At 51.3% G+C, this 261-nt stretch carries 1 pseudogene; it reads right to left on the bottom strand.

The features are described from left to right. A pseudogene (locus KVT27_RS25160) lies at positions 1-261 on the bottom strand (threonine--tRNA ligase); the annotation flags it as partial.

Here is a 261-nt window from a genome sequence, read left to right as displayed (position 1 = left end):
ATCCGTGAATTCGCCTTGATCATACATCGTAATCACGGCATCCTCCGGCAGACCTTGAATAAGCTCCAATTTCAGCGGTTCTTCCTGCTCCTCGAAGGCCCGGATCGCTTCGGCTCGGGAGACAACTCTCCGAACAATAGGCCAATCCTCCGCAATGACCTTCTCCATTTCCCGTTCAATTGCAGCAAGATCCTCGGTAGACAGCGGTTTGTCGATATCCAGATCGTAGTAAAATCCATCCTCTATGACAGGCCCAATCCC

It is taken from the genome of Lysinibacillus sp. GbtcB16, from assembly GCF_019091145.1.
Taxonomy (GTDB): Bacteria; Bacillota; Bacilli; order Bacillales_A; family Planococcaceae; genus Lysinibacillus; species Lysinibacillus fusiformis.
The sequence above is the reverse complement of the archived record's forward strand: the minus strand, read 5'-3'. Positions and strand labels throughout refer to the sequence as shown.